The organism is Streptomyces sp. NBC_00158, from assembly GCF_045160885.1.
Classification (GTDB): Bacteria; Actinomycetota; Actinomycetes; order Streptomycetales; family Streptomycetaceae; genus Streptomyces.
Genome location: NZ_CP108161.1, coordinates 4,906,688 through 4,922,072 on the forward strand (window position 1 = coordinate 4,906,688; position 15,385 = coordinate 4,922,072).

At 72.5% G+C, this 15,385-nt stretch carries 14 protein-coding genes and 2 tRNA genes; 15 read left to right on the plus strand and 1 reads right to left on the minus strand.

Features of this window, described 5'->3' with window-relative positions:
- The first annotated feature begins 93 nt into the window (after positions 1 to 93).
- The 5 genes from proB (at position 94) to OG553_RS22565 (ending at position 5,413) form a co-directional block, all read left to right on the plus strand.
- Positions 94 to 1,221: a glutamate 5-kinase gene (gene proB, locus OG553_RS22545; protein WP_405980717.1), complete on the plus strand. Its 1,128-nt coding sequence runs from the start codon at positions 94 to 96 to the stop codon at positions 1,219 to 1,221.
- Positions 1,222 to 1,267: 46 nt separating this feature from the next.
- Positions 1,268 to 1,699, plus strand: a complete 432-nt coding sequence (locus tag OG553_RS22550) for a hypothetical protein (protein ID WP_386274904.1) — start codon at positions 1,268 to 1,270, stop codon at positions 1,697 to 1,699.
- Between the two features lie 534 nt (positions 1,700 to 2,233).
- Complete coding sequence (locus tag OG553_RS22555) at positions 2,234 to 3,517, plus strand: glutamate-5-semialdehyde dehydrogenase (protein ID WP_405980718.1); 1,284 nt, start codon at positions 2,234 to 2,236, stop codon at positions 3,515 to 3,517.
- Positions 3,518 to 3,594: 77 nt separating this feature from the next.
- Positions 3,595 to 4,134, plus strand: coding sequence for a hypothetical protein (locus tag OG553_RS22560; RefSeq protein ID WP_405980719.1), 540 nt, complete (start codon positions 3,595 to 3,597; stop codon positions 4,132 to 4,134).
- A gap of 67 nt (positions 4,135 to 4,201) precedes the next feature.
- Entirely contained in the window at positions 4,202 to 5,413 is a 1,212-nt protein-coding gene (locus OG553_RS22565) for a hypothetical protein (RefSeq protein ID WP_405980720.1), read from the plus strand.
- Here the strand turns inward: OG553_RS22565 and OG553_RS22570 are convergent.
- Positions 5,382 to 6,500 (minus strand): M48 family metallopeptidase, encoded by a 1,119-nt coding sequence (locus OG553_RS22570; RefSeq protein ID WP_405980721.1) that lies wholly within the window; start codon positions 6,498 to 6,500, stop codon positions 5,382 to 5,384. The genes OG553_RS22565 and OG553_RS22570 overlap by 32 nt on opposite strands.
- Positions 6,501 to 6,640: 140 nt before the next feature.
- On the opposite strand from OG553_RS22570, the gene OG553_RS22575 reads away from it, so the two are divergent.
- The 10 genes from OG553_RS22575 (at position 6,641) to OG553_RS22620 (ending at position 15,294) form a co-directional block, all read left to right on the plus strand.
- Complete coding sequence (locus OG553_RS22575; RefSeq protein WP_405980722.1) at positions 6,641 to 6,808, plus strand: hypothetical protein; 168 nt, start codon at positions 6,641 to 6,643, stop codon at positions 6,806 to 6,808.
- A 64-nt stretch (positions 6,809 to 6,872) separates the two neighbouring features.
- Positions 6,873 to 7,490 carry a nicotinate-nucleotide adenylyltransferase gene (gene nadD, locus OG553_RS22580; protein WP_007264023.1) on the plus strand — a complete coding sequence of 206 codons (618 nt, stop codon included), beginning with the start codon at positions 6,873 to 6,875 and terminating at the stop codon, positions 7,488 to 7,490.
- A 24-nt stretch (positions 7,491 to 7,514) separates the two neighbouring features.
- Complete coding sequence (locus tag OG553_RS22585; RefSeq protein WP_405980723.1) at positions 7,515 to 9,152, plus strand: LCP family protein; 1,638 nt, start codon at positions 7,515 to 7,517, stop codon at positions 9,150 to 9,152.
- Between the two features lie 142 nt (positions 9,153 to 9,294).
- Positions 9,295 to 9,741 (plus strand): ribosome silencing factor, encoded by a 447-nt coding sequence (gene rsfS / locus OG553_RS22590; protein WP_125602767.1) that lies wholly within the window; start codon positions 9,295 to 9,297, stop codon positions 9,739 to 9,741.
- On the plus strand, positions 9,738 to 10,400 hold the full coding sequence (locus tag OG553_RS22595) for a histidine phosphatase family protein (protein ID WP_405983109.1): 663 nt from the start codon (positions 9,738 to 9,740) through the stop codon (positions 10,398 to 10,400). Before rsfS ends, OG553_RS22595 begins: the two co-directional genes overlap by 4 nt.
- A 144-nt stretch (positions 10,401 to 10,544) precedes the next feature.
- A tRNA-Ala gene (locus OG553_RS22600) sits at positions 10,545 to 10,617 on the plus strand.
- 146 nt (positions 10,618 to 10,763) lie between these two features.
- Positions 10,764 to 10,997 (plus strand): hypothetical protein, encoded by a 234-nt coding sequence (locus tag OG553_RS22605; RefSeq protein ID WP_008738908.1) that lies wholly within the window; start codon positions 10,764 to 10,766, stop codon positions 10,995 to 10,997.
- A gap of 184 nt (positions 10,998 to 11,181) precedes the next feature.
- Positions 11,182 to 11,254: transfer RNA gene (locus OG553_RS22610), tRNA-Ala, on the plus strand.
- A 257-nt stretch (positions 11,255 to 11,511) separates the two neighbouring features.
- Complete coding sequence (gene leuS, locus OG553_RS22615; protein WP_405980724.1) at positions 11,512 to 14,376, plus strand: leucine--tRNA ligase; 2,865 nt, start codon at positions 11,512 to 11,514, stop codon at positions 14,374 to 14,376.
- Positions 14,377 to 14,508: 132 nt separating this feature from the next.
- Positions 14,509 to 15,294, plus strand: coding sequence for a hypothetical protein (locus tag OG553_RS22620; RefSeq protein ID WP_405980725.1), 786 nt, complete (start codon positions 14,509 to 14,511; stop codon positions 15,292 to 15,294).
- Positions 15,295 to 15,385 lie beyond the last annotated feature (91 nt).

A 15,385-nucleotide genomic window follows, 5' to 3' on the forward strand; every position in this document is an offset into this window, starting at 1 on the left:
AACCGGGGGGCGGCCCCGCCGCCCCACCCCGTAGATTGGGCCGGTCGGTCAGTGGGTCAGTGGGCCATCGGGTTCCGTGGTGAGGGGAAAGACGTGTCAGCGGCTAGGCAAGGTGTCGTGGACGCCCGCAGGATCGTGGTCAAGGTCGGCTCCTCCTCCCTGACCACCGCGGCGGGCGGGCTCGACGCCGACCGGGTGGACGCGCTGGTCGACGTACTCGCCAAGGCGCGCAGCGGCGGCGAGAAGGAGATCGTCCTGGTTTCCTCCGGAGCCATCGCCGCCGGCCTCTCCCCGCTCGGCCTGGCCCGCCGCCCCAAGGACCTCGCCCGGCAGCAGGCCGCCGCCAGCGTCGGCCAGGGCCTCCTCGTCGCCCGCTACACCGCCTCCTTCGCCCGCTACGGCGTCCGCGTCGGCCAGGTCCTGCTGACCACCGACGACACCAGCCGGCGCGCCCACTACCGCAACGCCTACCGGACCCTGGACCAGCTCCTGGCCATGGGCGCCCTGCCGGTCGTCAACGAGAACGACACCGTCGCCACCGACGAGATCCGCTTCGGCGACAACGACCGGCTGGCCGCCCTCGTGGCCCACCTGGTCCGCGCCGACCTCCTCGTCCTCCTCTCCGACGTCGACGGGCTCTACGACGGCGATCCGTCCCTGCCCGGCACCACCCGCATCGAAGAGGTGCGCGGCCCCGAGGACATCGCCCACGTCTCCATCGGCAGCGCCGGCAAGGCGGGCGTCGGCACCGGCGGCATGGTCACCAAGGTCGAGGCCGCGCGGATCGCCGCCGCCGCCGGGATCCCGGTGGTCCTGACCTCCGCCAGCCAGGCCGCCGACGCCCTGGCCGGCCGCGAGACCGGTACGCACTTCCACGCCACCGGCCGCCGCTCCGCCGACCGGCTGCTGTGGCTCCAGCACGCCTCCACCCCGCAGGGGCACCTCGTCCTCGACGACGGCGCCGTACGGGCGGTCACCGAACGCGGCAGCTCGCTGCTCGCCGCCGGCATCGCCGCCGTCGAAGGCGACTTCAGCGCCGGCGACCCCGTCGAACTGCGCGCCGCCGACGGCCGCGCCGTGGCCCGGGGCCTGGTCAACTTCGACGCCAAGGAACTCCCCCAGCTCCTCGGCCGCTCCACCCGTGAGCTTGCGCGGGAGCTCGGACCCGCGTACGAGCGGGAGGTCGTCCACCGCGACGATCTGGTCCTGCTCCAGGGCTGAGGTTCGGGAAAACCCCCGCGCGGCGGGCCGGGGACTGGTCAACTGTGTGGGGCGGACACGCGTAGCGCAGACAGGAGGCGGGCTGGTGAGACGAGCGCTGACCAGCGTGGGCGGCGGCGGGGACGAACAGGCCGAGACCTCCCGCCTGTGGCACATCACGCTCAGCGTATCCGGCAAGCCGGCGCCGCTGTCCGAGGTGCGGCGCGGGCTGGAGCAGCTCGCGCACGACCACCCCTTCCTGCTGACGAGCCGGTACGCCGACGACCACGCGGAGATCCGGTACTGGGAGGAGGCCCGCGACCTCCACGACGCGGCGGCCGTCGCCCTGCGGCTCTGGGGCGAACACCGCTCGACGGCACAGCTGCCGCCGTGGGAGATCGTCGGCCTGGAGGTCATCGACCGCCCCACGTACCACCAACGCGTGGCGGAAGGCTACGGCCCACCCCCGGCCCACCCGGTAGGCGTGCACCCGTACTAGACGCGCGCCTCGCGCGGTGCGGCCGCTGGCGGCCTTACCGGCTTCGGCCCGCTGCGCCGGACTCCGTCCGCCGGTCCGCCGGGCGGGGCCGGTCCCCTACCCTCCCCCAGACTCCGTCCGGGACCCCCACTTCCGCCGTTCCCAGGGGCGTTGCCCCTGACCCCGGTACGGGCGCTGCGCGCCCGTCGCCTCGAACGCCGGCGGGGCTATTCATAGCCCCGCCGGCGTTTGAGGCGCTGGGGGCACCTCCCAGCGGTAGCTGGGGGAGGGTCCGGGGGCGGAGCCCCCGGGGAACGGGCGAAGGGCGGGTAGGGGACCTCGCCCGCGCAGCGGCAACACCACCCGCACCCGACCCACCGGCCCCAGCCACCCGAACCGACCCCGCCGGGGGCCCGACGGCCGGAGGCGGTCGCAGCGGCGCGAAGCCGGGGAGGCCCGCCAGGGCCGAGTCGCGCGAGCGGCGCGTCGGAAAGGGCGTCTCGGGGGGTGGAAGGCCCGGCGGAGCCAGCGGTGGCGGGGATTACCCTGGGCGGCATGACCTCGCTCGACGACGCCACCGCCGCCTCCCCCGTCACCGCCACCGCGCAGGCGGCCCGCACCGCCGCCGCCGCCATCGCGCCACTCCCGCGGTCCGCCAAGGACACCGCCCTGCTGGCCATCGCGGACGCGCTGGAGGCCCGTACGGCCGAGATCGTCGCCGCCAACGCCGTCGACACCGACAAGGCCCGCGCCGCCGGCACCAGCGAGACCGTCATCGACCGCCTCACCCTCACCCCGGAGCGCGTCCGCGCCATCGCCTCCGACGTGCGCGACGTCGCGGCCCTGCCCGACCCCGTCGGCGAGGTCGTCCGCGGCTCCACCCTCCCCAACGGCATCGACCTCCGCCAGATCCGCGTCCCCCTCGGCGTCGTCGGCATCATCTACGAGGCCCGCCCCAACGTCACCGTCGACGCCGCCGCGCTCTGCCTGAAGTCCGGCAACGCCGTCCTCCTGCGCGGCAGCTCCTCCGCCTACGCCTCCAACACCGCCCTGGTCGCCATCCTGCGCGACGCCATCGAGGCCGCCGGCCTGCCCGCCGACGCGATCCAGCTCGTCCCCGGCGAGTCCCGCGACTCCGTCCGCGAGCTGATGCGCGCCCGCGGCCTCGTCGACGTGCTCATCCCGCGCGGCGGCGCCTCGCTCATCAAGACCGTCGTCGAGGAGTCCATCGTTCCGGTCATCGAGACCGGTACCGGCAACTGCCACGTCTACGTCGACGCCCAGGCCGACCTCGACATGGCCGTGGACATCCTCGTCAACTCCAAGGCCCAGCGGCCCTCCGTCTGCAACGCCGCCGAGACCCTCCTCGTGCACCGCGACATCGCCGCCGCCTTCCTGCCGCGCGCCCTCGACGCGCTCGCCGACGCCGGCGTGACCGTCCACGGCGACGCCCAGGTGCTGGCCGCCGCCGAGGGGAGCAAGGTCACCGCCGTCCCCGCCACCGACGAGGACTGGGCCGCCGAGTACCTGTCGTACGACATCGCCGCCGGCGTCGTGGACTCCCTCGACGACGCCGTCGCCCACATCCGCCGCTGGACCTCCGGCCACACCGAGGCGATCGTCACCACCTCGCAGGCCGCCGCCCGCCGCTTCACCCAGCTGGTCGACTCGACCACAGTCGCCGTGAACGCGTCCACCCGGTTCACGGACGGTGGCCAGTTCGGCTTCGGTGCCGAGATCGGCATCTCCACCCAGAAGCTGCACGCCCGGGGCCCGATGGGCCTTCCCGAGCTCACCTCCACCAAGTACATCGTCACCGGCGACGGTCACATTCGGTAACCATCGCGCGGACACGGTGTGGCCGGAATCAGGCTTACACCCTGCCCAAAGCGGCCCCCCAGGTCTACGCTGGTCCCGTGCCGGACGACGTGGGGGGCAAGCCGTTCCCGGACGACGGGGAGCCCGACGACGACCGCGGAGGCGCGGATTTCGACTTCGCCTCCGTGGTGCTCGACGAGGACTTCGTCCGGAACGCCGAGATCCATGAACCGAGCGCGGCCGAGCGCCAGCGCGCCGCCGACCGGGCGCGCGCCGAGGCCGAGGCCGCCCGCGTCGCCGGTGGCTGGGCCGCCGACGAGGACTACGGCCACCCGGACGGGTACGGCCTCGACGACCCCGGATGGGAGCCCGGCCAGTACGGCCACGGCTACGCCGAAGGCCCGTACGGCGCCTACGGCGGAGCCATGCGCCCCTACCGCGGCCGGGCCGCCTGGCTGCGGCCCGTCGCGTGGGTGCTCGCCGTCGTGATGGGGCTCGGCATGGTCGCGCTCGCCTTCAGCGCCGTCTACCGCAGCGCGGCCGGCGACCAGGACCCCGCACCCGCCCCGGCCAGTACTCCGCTCAGGGAAGTCACGGGCGTCGGCGCGTTTACGTACCCCGTCGGCCGCCAACCCTGAAGGTACGACCCCACTCGTTCGCTCCGGAGCTGGGGGCTTCTCTGAAGCGGGGACAGCGGGAGAAGCGATGGCCGTACCAGGAGATCCGCCCAACGGCACCCCCGAAGGCATCGGCGGGGGTGACGAAGAACCACGCCCGGACGAATACCGCTCGGTGGTGTTCGACGAGGACTTCGTCCGCGCTGCCCGGCTCCAGGAGTTCTCCGCCCAGGAACGCATGGGCGAGCACGCCCGGGCCGTGCGCAGCCGTTCCATCTGGTCCGGCGCAGGCTCCGTCGGCCCCCGCACCGGCAGCCCGGGACGGGGCGCCCGTCAGGGCATGCTGCTCGTGCTGCTCATCGCGTCGGCCTTCGCGATCGCCGTGTACATGGGCCTGCGCAACCCGTACGTACCCGCGCCCGGCGGCAACGCCGAGCCGCTGAGCAGCACCGTCGTGCCCCTGGCGCCGGCCGTCCCGGTGCCCGGCGGCCGCCCGGCCGACCTCTACGCGAACAGTCCGGCGGCCGAGTACCGGGTCGGGGCGGCCGGCATCACCCTCCCGGCCGTGCGCCGCACGCACCACTTCACCGAAAGCCAGGTCGTCGCCGCGCTGTCCATCGCCAAGGACTACCTGGTGCAGTCCTCCCTGGACCCGGACGTCCTCTCCGGCAGCGCCTCCCGGCCCGTCCGGGTGCTCCTGGACCCCGGGCAGCTGGCGCAGTTCGACGAGAGCGTGGTCTCGCCCTCCGGCGACGGCCGGCACGCCGCCACCGGCTGGCTGGTCCGCTTCGACCCCGCCACCGCCGTCGTCGCCGACAGCCGCGTCCGGGTGAGCGGGACCCTCGCCTTCCAGGAGCTCGACCCCGAGGTGCTGGAGGTGAGCACCGACCACACTTTCGTGTACGCCGTCCGGCCGGCGGCCGGCCCGCCCGCCGCCGCCGACGGGGCCTCGCTGTTCACCGTCCGCCGCGAGCTGCGCCTGCGCTTCGACCGGGAGGACCTCACGGCCCGCCGGGCGGAGATCTCCTCGGCCTACGTGATGGCCGGGCCGCAGGACTGCGCCAACGAGCCCGCCGAGGGCTTCCGCCCCCTCCTGGCCGGCGCCGGGCCCACCACCGTGGGGCCGCCCGCGAGCGACCCGTACGCCGGCGGCCACCCCCGGCGCACGGCCGGGCTGTGCGGCGTACTGGCACCGGCCGGGGCGCCGACCGGCCCGCCGGCGCAGCCCCAGCCCCAGGTCCAGTCCCAGCCGCCCGCTCCGGCCTCCGTCAGTCCCGTCCGCCCGAGTCCGAGCCCGTAGCACCGGCGGGGCCCGGGGAGTCCGGGGAGCCCTTGGCGCCGCCGGACTCCCGGCCCGCGCCGCCGCCCGAACCGGTGAACCTGTCGCGCAGCTTCCCGCCCAGGTCGCCCGCACCGCCCGCGATGTCGCCGACCAGCTTCATCAACGGATCCTTGCTCGTGCGCACGGAATCCGCGTAGTGCGAGGCGGACTGGCGGAAGGAGCCGGTCACCGAGGTGTCCTTGTCCTCGTCCCGGCTCGGGTAGTGCCCGTCCATGATCCGCTGGTACTCCCGGCTCAGGGACCACTTCTTCAGCTCGGCCGCCCGCACCGTGGTGAAGGGGTGGGTGCGCGGCAGCACGTTGAGGATCTTCAGGACGGAGTCCCGCAGGTCGCCGCTCTCCTCGTACTCCTCGGCCTGGGCGAGGAAGGCGTCGACGTTCATCTCGTGGAGGTGGTTGCCGCCCGCGATCTTCATCAGGCCGCGCATCGAGGCGTTCACGTCCTGCCCGACCAGCAGTCCCGCCCGGTCCGCCGACAGCTCCGACTTGCGGAACCACTCGCGCAGCGCGGTGACGATCGCCATGATCGCCACATTGCCCAGCGGGATCCACGCCACCTTCAGCGCCAGGTTCGTCAGGAACAGCAGCACCGTGCGGTACACGGCGTGACCGGACAGCGCGTGGCCCACCTCGTGGCCCACGACCGCCCGCATCTCCTCCTCGTCGAGCAGCTCGACCAGCGCCGTGGTCACCACGATGATCGGCTCGTCCAGCCCGATGCACATCGCGTTGGGCTTCGGGTCCTGCTGCACGTACATCTGGGGGACCTTCTCCAGGTCCAGGACGTAACAGGCGTCGCGCAGCATTCCGTGCAGGTGGGGGAACTGGGTCTCGCCCACCCGTACCGAGTCCGACAGGAACAGCAGCCGCAGGCTGCGCTCCGGGAGCAGCCCGCTGAGGGCCTTGAACACCGTGTCGAAACCGGCGAGTTTGCGCAGCGCGACCAGAGCGGAGCGGTCCGCCGGGTGCTCGTAGGCCCGCGAGGAAATCCCCTGGAACCTCCTGCGACTGCGTGCCGGTGACGTCTCGGAACCGGTGTCCGTCATGGCGCCCTCCCCCTGGATCGGCTGTGGTGACGTGCGTCCATCCTCTCCAACGCCTGAGTCGGCGTGAGCGTGCCCAGGGCCCCCGCATACGATGTGAGGGAAGTCTCCGCTCGCTCCCCGACTCGATAGGTACCTGCCTGATGAGCCTCTCCACCACCGCCCACGACCTGGTCCTCCTCGCCGCGGAGGAAGCCGGTGGGCACGGCGGCAACCACGACAGCCTGAACCCGTACCTGACCGGTGGCGGTGCGTTCGTCATCCTGCTGCTCATGCTCTGGGTGACCACCCGCCTGAACCGCGACCGCTAGGCCGGGCTCCCCGTACGGACCGGGCCGCCGCGCGCGTGCCACCGGGCCAGTAGGCTCTGCGCTCATGGGAGAGCAGGAAATGCCTACGGGCCCGGTCAAGCGCCGGCTCGGAGTGATGGGCGGGACGTTCGACCCGATCCACCACGGACACCTGGTGGCCGCCAGTGAGGTGGCCGCCCTTTTCCACCTCGACGAGGTGGTCTTCGTACCCACGGGCGAACCGTGGCAGAAGTCGCAGCGGGCCGTGTCCCCCGCGGAGGACCGCTACCTCATGACGGTCATCGCGACCGCCTCCAACCCGCAGTTCTCCGTCAGCCGCATCGACATCGACCGCGGCGGCCCGACGTACACCATCGACACCCTGCGGGACCTGAGCGCGCTCAACGCCGACGCCGACCTGTTCTTCATCACCGGTGCCGACGCCCTCGCCCAGATCCTGACCTGGCGCAACGCGGACGAGCTGTTCTCCCTCGCCCACTTCATCGGAGTGACCCGGCCCGGCCACGTCCTCACCGACGACGGACTGCCCGAGGGCGGCGTCTCGCTGGTCGAGGTCCCCGCGCTCGCCATCTCCTCCACGGACTGCCGCACGCGGGTCGCCCAGGGCGACCCGGTCTGGTATCTCGTTCCCGACGGTGTGGTGCGCTACATCGACAAGCGCGAGCTGTACCGGGGAGCCTGAGCTTCCGGAGAGAGGGGCCCCGCGGTGAACGACCCACAGGATCCGTACGGACCGTACGACCCGTACGCCGCCCAGCAGCAGCTCATCGGCTACGACGCCTACGGCAGACCCGTGTACGGCCGGGTGGCCGCGCAGCCCGTACAGCCCGCCCCGCCCCCGTACGAGCAGCAGTACGCGCAGTACCCGCAGTACCCCCAGTACGAGCAGCCGTACCCGGAGCCGCAGGTCCACGATCCGTACCCGGTGCAGCAGGACCCCCCGCAGTGGATCCCGCAGCAGGCCGCCGCTCCCCACCAGCAGCCGGCCCAGGCTCCGGCCCCCGCGCCCGCCCAGGTGCCGGAGCCGCGCCGGGAGGCGCCCGCGGAGCCCCCTGCCGGGATCACGGACGCCCCCGGCGGCCGTGACTACCGCACCGAGCAGTTCTCCTTCATCGACCAGCCGGACGAGGACTCCGAGGACGTCATCGACTGGCTCGCCTTCACCGAGAGCCGCACCGAACGCCGCGAGGAGGCCCGCCGCCGCGGCCGGAACCGGATCGTCGCGCTGGTCGTCGTCCTCGCCCTGACCGCCGTCGGCACGCTGGGCTGGCTCTGGTACACGGACCGGCTGCCGTTCCTCGACGGCCCCGGGCAGGAGAAGGGCGCCGCGGCCGCCGCGGGCGCGCAGAAGCGCGACATGATCGTCGTCCACCTGCTCGACACCAAGCGGGGCGGCAGCTCCACCGCCCTCCTCGTGGACAACGTCACGACGAAGCAGGGCGCCACCGTCCTGATCCCCAACACCCTGGGCGTCCCCAAGCAGGACGGCACCGGCACCTCCCTCGGCAAGGCCGTCGAGGAGGGCGGCCTCGGCGCCCGCGAGTCCCTCGACACCGTCCTCGGTACCCGCATCGGCGGCACCTGGCGCCTGGACACGCCCTTCCTGGAGCGCCTCGTCGAGCTGGTCGGCGGCATCGAGGTCGACACCGACACCGCCGTCCCGGCCGACGAGCAGGCCAAGACCCCGGCCGTGGCGCAGGGGCCGAAGCAGAGCCTGACCGGGGCGATGGCCGTCGCCTACGCCACCCACCGCGGCCGGGGCGAACCGGAGGCGAGGCAGCTGGAGCGCACCGGCAAGGTGCTCTACGCCGTCCTCCGCAAGATCCCGGGCGACCCCGGGGCGGCGGCCACCACCGTCGAGAGCATGGGCCAGATCCTCGACCCGGGGCTCGACGCGCGGAACCTCGGCGGGCTGCTGTCGCGGATCGGCGAGCACGCCAAGGTGGCGGCGTACCGCACCGAGGTGCTCACCGTGAAGCCGGACGGCGGCCTGACCGACGAGGCCAACCGGAAGGTCGTCAAGGAGGTCCTCGGCGGCTCCTCCGGCGCCACCCAGCCCGGCGCCGCCCCGCGGGTGGGCCTCAAGGACGCCACCGGGAGCGAGAAGGCGCAGGTCGCGGCGAAGGCGGCGCTGCTCAACGGCGGCTACGGCTTCGTGGACGGAGGCCGGGCCGACCGGACGGAGGCCGCCACGCGGATCACGTACCAGGACGACGCCCAGCGGGACCGGGCGGTCGACGTGGCCAAGACGCTGGGGCTGCCGGAGACGGCCGTGAAGAAGGCCGAGAGCCCGGTGAACGCGGACGTCGTGGTGGTGCTGGGCAAGGACTACAAGGCGTCCTGACGGGGCGGGCCGGGCCGGCGGGTTCCCGTTCCGGCACGGCTCCGACCTGCGGCCGTGCCCGCGCCGGACGTTCCGCGCGGGCGACGTCGGCGGTACGTGAGACCCTTGTGGGTATCTGTCCGCCAACCCGAAAGCATGGCCAGTGACCGCCACGGACCGCTCCATCGAGCTCATCACCACCGCCGCCCAGGCGGCGGCCGACCGGCTCGCGCACGACATCATCGCGTACGACGTCAGCGACGTGCTGTCGATCACCGACGCCTTCCTGCTCGCCTCGGCGCCCAACGACCGCCAGGTCAAGTCGATCGTCGACGAGATCGAGGAGCGCCTCCTCAAGGAGCTCGGCGCCAAGCCGGTGCGCCGCGAGGGCGACCGCGACGCCCGCTGGATCCTGCTCGACTACGTCGACATCGTCGTCCACGTCCAGCACAGCGAGGAGCGTGTCTTCTACGCGCTGGAGCGCCTGTGGAAGGACTGCCCCGAGATCGAGCTCCCCGAGGACGCCAAGCTCACCATCGGCAAGGCCGAGGAGCACGCCAAGCTGCGCGAGGCGCAGGGCGACGACGAGATGGACGGTGATCTGTTCTGAGCACGACCACGAGGCCTGCCGGCAAGCCCGGCAGGAAGATCGTCCTCTGGCGGCACGGCCAGACCTCGTGGAACCTTGAGCGCCGCTTCCAGGGTTCGACGGACATCGAGCTGACCGAGACGGGCGTGGCGCAGGCGCGCCGCTCCGCCCGGCTGCTCGCCTCGCTGAAGCCGGACGCCATCGTGGCCTCCGACCTGCGGCGGGCCGCTGACACGGCGGCCGAGCTGGCCGGCGTCACGGGCCTGTCCGTGGTGCACGACGAGGCGCTGCGCGAGACGTACGCGGGCGAGTGGCAGGGCCTCACCCACGAGGAGATCCTCGACAAGTACGGCGAGCAGTACGCGGCGTGGAAGCGCGGCGAGCCGGTGCGCCGCGGTGGCGGCGAGCTGGAGACCGAGGTCGCCGACCGGGCGGCTCCGGTGGTGCTCGACCACGCGGACCGGCTGCCCGAGGGCGGCACGCTCGTCGTCGTCAGCCACGGCGGCACCATCCGTACGACCATCGGCCGGCTGCTGGGTCTGGAGCCGCGCCACTGGGAGGGCCTGGGCGGGCTCTCCAACTGCTGCTGGTCCGTCCTCGGCGAGGGCGCGCGCGGCTGGCGCCTGCTGGAGCACAACGCCGGCACGCTGCCGGAGCCGGTGCTCGGCGACGACGACTGAGGTCGGCCGGGGCTTCCGCCGGGGCCCTCCGCGCGGCCCGGAGGGCCGCTCGGGCCCGGATTTCACTTTCCGGCTGGTCACAGGCTAGAGTTCTTCTTGTTCGCAGCGAAGAACACCGGAAACGGGGGGAACGCGGCGGAGAGCGGGGCTATAGCTCAGTTGGTAGAGCGCCTGCATGGCATGCAGGAGGTCAGGAGTTCAATTCTCCTTAGCTCCACAATCAGGATCCCGTCCCCAACAGGGGGCGGGATCCTTGCGTTTGTTCCCCTTTGTGTGCTTGCTGACCCGTCCGCTGCCGACGTGGCAGAATCGGACGGCCGGAGGGGGACACGACGGCCCGACGCGGGAGGGAGTCGCTGACGGATGGGTGCACACCGGCGGCGGTGCGACTGGTGCAACAACGGCACGCCGATCGTGCGGGACATGGACCCGGTCAATCCCGACTACCAGTACTGGTGCGAGGAATGCGCACGGGCGCTGATCATAAAAGGCGACCCGATCGAAACGTATCGGGAGCTGGAGGGCGAGCCGATCTACGGCCGCCTGCTCGACGAGCACTGCACGCTGAAGCGCTTCTACCAGTTCGCCCGCGCGTGAGCGGGTGGCCGGGACGGGGCGCTCGACGGTCACGGGCGGCCGGTGCAACGGCGGCCGAATCGGGCATAACGGGCCACCGGAAACCGATTTTTGGTCTGGGGCCATGACCGTGTAATGTTCTCGATGTCGCCAGGGGGAACCGGCAAGGGAAACCGAGAAGGGGCCCGGCGGCAGAGAGAAACAAGGGGCTATAGCTCAGTTGGTAGAGCGCCTGCATGGCATGCAGGAGGTCAGGAGTTCAATTCTCCTTAGCTCCACAGTGAAGAAGCGGGCCACCCGGATCGGGTGGCCCGCTTCTCGTTGTGCCCGACCGGTGGAACGTCCGAGCGCCCGTGGGGGCCGCTGCGGTACCCTGACGCCATGCGTGCCGTACGCCTTCTGCTTACCGAGCCGCGCTGATCAGTACCGACCCTTCGAGAAGGTCGGCATCGGCGCGGCGTCCCCTCCTGTGCGAGGGGCTTTTTCGTTTGGGCGGGCAGAGACGGCAGAGACGATCGATGGAGCTTCAGAAATCATGAGCGAGACGAACACCCCGGCCCCCGAGGCGGCCGAGGGGCACCGTTACACGGCTGCCATGGCCGCCGACATCGAGGCACGCTGGCAGGACGTATGGGACGCGGAGGGCACCTACGAGGCGCCGAACCCGACCGGTGACCTGGCCGGCGACCCGGCGGTCGTCGCCCGGCCCAAGAAGTTCATCATGGACATGTTCCCGTACCCCTCCGGTGCGGGCCTGCACGTCGGCCACCCGCTGGGCTACATCGCCACCGACGTCTTCGCGCGCCACCAGAGGATGTCCGGCCACAACGTCCTGCACACCCTGGGCTTCGACGCCTTCGGCCTGCCGGCGGAGCAGTACGCCGTGCAGACCGGCACGCACCCGCGCGTGTCGACCGAGGCGAACATCGAGAACATGAAGGTCCAGCTGCGCCGCCTGGGCCTGGGCCACGACAAGCGCCGGTCCTTCGCGACGATCGACCCCGAGTACTACAAGTGGACGCAGTGGATCTTCCTGCAGATCTACAACTCCTGGTACGACGCCGACGCGAAGAAGGCCCGCCCGGTCTCCGAGCTGGTCGCCGCCTTCGAGAACGGCACCCGTGAGGTCCCCGGGGGCCGCGCCTGGGCGGACCTGACCGCCGGCGAGCGCGCCGACGTGCTGAACGGCTTCCGCCTGGCCTACGCCTCCGACGCGCCCGTGAACTGGTGTCCCGGGCTGGGCACCGTACTGGCCAACGAGGAGGTCACCGCCGACGGCCGGTCCGAGCGCGGCAACTTCCCCGTCTTCAAGTCCCGCCTGAGCCAGTGGAACATGCGGATCACCGCCTACGCGGACCGCCTGATCGACGACCTGGACGCGCTGGACTGGCCCGAGGCCATCAAGCTGCAGCAGCGCAACTGGATCGGCCGCAGCGAGGGCGCCCGCGTCGACTTCGCGCTGGGCGACGAGGCCATCACCGTCTTCACCACCCGTCCGGACACGCTGTTCGGCGCCACCTACATGGTCCTGGCGCCCGAGCACCCGCTGGTCGAGAAGTTCGTCCCGGCCGCGTGGCCCGAGGGCACCCACGACGTGTGGACCGGCGGCTACGCCACCCCCGCCGAGGCCGTGGCCGCGTACCGCAAGCAGGCCGCCTCCAAGTCGGACGTCGAGCGGCAGGCCGAGGCCAAGGACAAGACCGGTGTCTTCACCGGCGAGTACGCGGTCAACCCGGTCAGCGGCGACAAGGTCCCCGTCTTCATCGCCGACTACGTGCTGATGGGCTACGGCACCGGCGCGATCATGGCCGTCCCGGCGCACGACGCCCGCGACTTCGAGTTCGCCCGCGCCTTCGAGCTGCCGGTCCGCTGCGTCGTCGAGCCGACGGACGGCCGCGGCACCGACACCGCCGACTGGGAGGACGCCTTCGTCTCCTACGACGCGAAGCTGGTCAACTCCGCCGGCGAGGGCATCTCGCTGGACGGCCTGGGCGTCGTCGAGGCCAAGGCCGCCATCACCGAATGGCTGACCGGGCGCGGCATCGGCGAGGGCACCGTCAACTTCCGCCTGCGCGACTGGCTGTTCAGCCGCCAGCGGTACTGGGGCGAGCCCTTCCCGATCGTCTACGACGCGGACGGCGTCGCCCACTCGCTGCCCGAGTCGATGCTGCCGCTGGAGCTGCCGGAGGTCGAGGACTACTCGCCGCGCACCTTCGAGCCCGACGACGCCGCCTCCAAGCCGGAGACCCCGCTGTCGCGCAACGAGGCGTGGGTCAACGTGGAGCTGGACCTGGGCGACGGCGTGAAGTCCTACCGCCGCGAGACCAACACCATGCCCAACTGGGCCGGTTCCTGCTGGTACGAGCTGCGCTACCTGGACCCGAACAACGCGTCCGCCCTGGTGGACCCGGAGATCGAGCAGTACTGGATGGGCCCGCGCGAGGGCGCGCCGCACGGCGGCGTCGACCTGTACGTGGGCGGCGCCGAGCACGCGGTGCTGCACCTGCTGTACGCCCGCTTCTGGTCCAAGGTCCTGTTCGACCTGGGCCACGTCTCGTCGGCCGAGCCGTTCCACAAGCTGTTCAACCAGGGCATGATCCAGGCGTACGCCTACACCGACGCGCGCGGTGTGTACGTCCCGGCGGCCGAGGTCGAGGAGCGCGACGGCGGGTACTTCTACCAGGGCGAGCCCGTCAAGCGCGAGCACGGCAAGATGGGCAAGTCCCTGAAGAACGCCGTCACGCCCGACGAGATCTGCGAGGAGTACGGCGCGGACACCCTGCGCCTGTACGAGATGGCGATGGGCCCGCTGGACGTCTCGCGTCCGTGGGACACCCGCGCCGTCGTCGGCCAGTACCGCCTGCTGCAGCGCCTGTGGCGCAACATCGTGGACGAGGAGACCGGCGAGGTCACCGTCGTCGACGGCGAGCCCGACGAGGCCACCCTGCGCGCCCTGCACAAGGCCATCGACGGGGCCGGCGCCGACATGGCGGGCCTGCGCTTCAACACGGCGATCGCGAAGATCACCGAGCTGAACAACGCCCTGACGAAGGCGGGCCGCCCGCTGGAGCGGTCCGTGGCCGAGCGCCTGGTGCTGCTGGTCGCCCCGCTGGCGCCGCACATCGCGGAGGAGCTGTGGCACCGCCTGGGCCACACCGACTCGGTCGTCCACCAGGACTTCCCGGTCGCGGACCCGGCGTACGTCGTGGACGAGACGGTCACCTGCGTGGTCCAGGTCAAGGGCAAGGTCAAGGCCCGCCTGGAGGTGTCGCCGAGCATCTCGGAGGCCGACCTGGAGCAGCTGGCCGTCACCGACGCGGGCGTCGTCGCGGCCCTGGGCGGCGCGGAGATCCGCAAGGTGATCGTGCGCGCGCCGAAGCTGGTGAACATCGTCATCTGACGGCCGCGGGCACAGGCCGCCGGCTTCTCGGGGTGATCCCGTACGGGCAGGTTGGGGGTTCGATTGGAACCCCTGGCCTGCCCGCGGCGTTTACGGTGGGAGGGACGGGAACAAGCCGGGGAAGGGAACCTCATGGAGGTAGGCGCGTTGATCATCATCTTTGCCCTGGTGGTGCTGTTCGCCTTCCTGGGGCTGGGCGCCTGGGCCACGGTCAAGGCGGTCGGCGCGGCCAAGCGCGGCGTGGACCGGACGATCACGCAGGCCCGCCGGACGGTGGAGGACACCACCCTGAAGGCCAGGAGCATCGGCCAGACCGGGGTCTCCGGCTCGCTGGCCCAGCTCCGGCTCGACCTGCGCAACTCCATGCGCGCCACCCAGGCCGCCCTGTACCAGGGAGTGCGGTCGGACGGCTCGCTGGCGGAGTCCGTCGCCCTCTTCGAGCGGCTGAGCCGGCACGGGCACGAGCTGGACGACGAGCTGAAGCGGCTGGAGCAGGAGCCCGACCGGAAGCGGATCGCGGAGCGGCTGCCCGAGCTGCGGGAGCGCACCCTCAAGATCACGAAGTCGGCCGATTCGCTGCGGTGGGCGGCCCGCGACCGCGCCCGCCGGTTCGCGGACGACGAGCTGGCGCTGCTCTCGGAGCAGATCGAGGTCGAGTCGGACGCGCTGCGGGACTGGTCCCGGGAGTCCGTCGACGACCTGGCGGCCGCCGCGGCGGCCTGGGACGCGCGCCAGGAGGCCGCGGGCGGCCCGGGCGCGGCTCCGGACGCCGGGCGGGGCGCCGGGCAGGCCCAGCCGTCGCAGCGGGCCGGGGAAGCGGCGCGGCCGGCGGACCCCGGGCGGCCGGCGCTGGACCCCGCCGCTCCGGCGGCGGCGTACCCCTGGCAGAAGGCCCCCAGGCCCGAAGCCACCACCTGAGCGGAGGAGGGGCCGGGGCGGCGCGGGGGTCGAGCGGCGGCGGTTCCGGGTGAGGGGGCGGCCCGGGCTGCCGGAAGGCCCCCGCTGCCGG